Source organism: Thiobacillus denitrificans DSM 12475 (assembly GCF_000376425.1).
GTDB lineage: Bacteria > Pseudomonadota > Gammaproteobacteria > Burkholderiales > Thiobacillaceae > Thiobacillus > Thiobacillus denitrificans.
Genome location: NZ_AQWL01000034.1, coordinates 1 through 1,517, shown reverse-complemented (window position 1 = coordinate 1,517; position 1,517 = coordinate 1). Strand labels below are relative to the sequence as shown.

The following is a 1,517-nucleotide window of genomic DNA, read 5'->3' as shown; positions in this document are numbered from 1 at the left end:
TCTGCCACCGCGAGAAGGTAACGTATGTGGCGCAATAGCATGCTTGGCAACTATAGGAAATTATTATGGATTTGATTGTATATCGGTCTTGGACTCAATAGCTGAATCGCTCCATCATGGCAGCATTACTTCATCACACAAGGAGCAAGGCCATGAAGTCCATCGTCGAGGGGGTCTTGAAATTTCAGCAGCATGCCTTCCCGGGACTGTCTGCCCTTTTCAAGGAGCTGGCTACCACCCAAAGCCCAAGCGCTCTCTTTATTACCTGTTCCGATAGCCGGGTCGTGCCTGAATTGCTGACCCAGCAAGATCCGGGCGACATCTTTGTGATTCGCAATGCCGGCAACATTGTGCCGTCTTACAGCCAGGAACCCGGGGGCGTTACCGCCACGGTCGAATACGCGGTGGCGGAATTGGGCGTCACCGATATCGTGGTCTGCGGCCATTCGGATTGCGGCGCCATGACGGCGATTTCCAGCTGCAAGTGCCTGGACCATTTGCCGGCCGTTGCCAGCTGGTTGCGCCACGCCGACTCGGCAAAGGTAGTCAATGCATCGCGCACCCATCTCTCTGCTGCAGCGCGCCTGACTTCGATGGTGCGCGAAAACGTGATTGCCCAATTGGTCAATCTCAAGACCCATCCTTCGGTGGCGCTGGCGCTGGAGCAGGGCCGGCTCAACCTGCACGGCTGGGTCTACGACATCGAAACAGGTTCCATTGTGGCGCTGGATGGCGAGAGCAATCGCTTCGTTTCACTCGCCGAATTTCCACAAACTATTGCCACGCAGTCAAAGCGTGGCGCTTTGGTCGCTTGACCGTCTCTTCCTCACTGAAAAAGGACAACACCATGCAACAATCGAATGTGTATCAGGATCCCCGCCTTGCGCTCACCGCGCGCGTCATCGCTGCCAAGGCACTCCAGGACCTGTCCTGGCAGCAGCTGGCTGCCGGAACCGGGCTCAGCGTTGCCTATGTCACGGCAGCGCTGCTGGGGCAGCACGCACTGCCGAAGGCCGCCGCCGAGATCGTTTGCGCCCACTTGGGGCTGGATGCAGCGGATGTTGCGCAACTGCAAACCATCCCGCTGCGCGGCAGTATCGCCGGCGGCATTCCGACTGACCCGACCATCTACCGCTTCTACGAAATGGTCCAGATCTACGGCACCACCCTGAAGGCGCTGGTGCACGAACAGTTCGGCGACGGTATCATTAGCGCGATTAATTTCAAGCTGGACATCAAAAAAGTCGAAGACCCGGAAGGCGGCTCGCGTGCGGTAATCACGCTGGACGGGAAATTCCTGCCCAATAAGCCGTTCTGAGGCGCTTCGCCCCGCGACAGTCACATCCTGCGCGGGACAGCTTTTTGCCAGGGCCATGACCGATGCCGCAGGGAGTCCTTCCGGACTGCCATGCCATCGGCCGATGGCCCTTTTCTCGCCCATCCGCCTTTTAAAACCAGATCGACATGCCGACCCAGAAACGCGCACTGACCCGCTCGATGACCCTGCTGTTTGCCAT

General features: G+C 58.3%; 2 protein-coding genes. Both read left to right on the top strand.

Going from position 1 to position 1,517, the window contains the following annotated elements; translation table 11 throughout:
* The first annotated feature begins 152 nt into the window (after nt 1-152).
* Complete coding sequence (locus B059_RS0118350; RefSeq protein WP_018079681.1) at nt 153-815, top strand: carbonic anhydrase; 663 nt, start codon at nt 153-155, stop codon at nt 813-815.
* 32 nt (nt 816-847) lie between these two features.
* Entirely contained in the window at nt 848-1,318 is a 471-nt protein-coding gene (gene cynS / locus B059_RS0118345; protein ID WP_018079680.1) for a cyanase, read from the top strand.
* Nucleotides 1,319-1,517 lie beyond the last annotated feature (199 nt).

What these genes read in the sequence shown, in the direction of transcription:
- B059_RS0118350 (WP_018079681.1), top strand. Translation starts at nt 153, where the DNA reads ATGAAGTCCATCGTCGAGGGGGTCTTGAAATTTCAGCAGCATGCCTTC.
- cynS (WP_018079680.1), top strand. Translation starts at nt 848, where the DNA reads ATGCAACAATCGAATGTGTATCAGGATCCCCGCCTTGCGCTCACCGCG.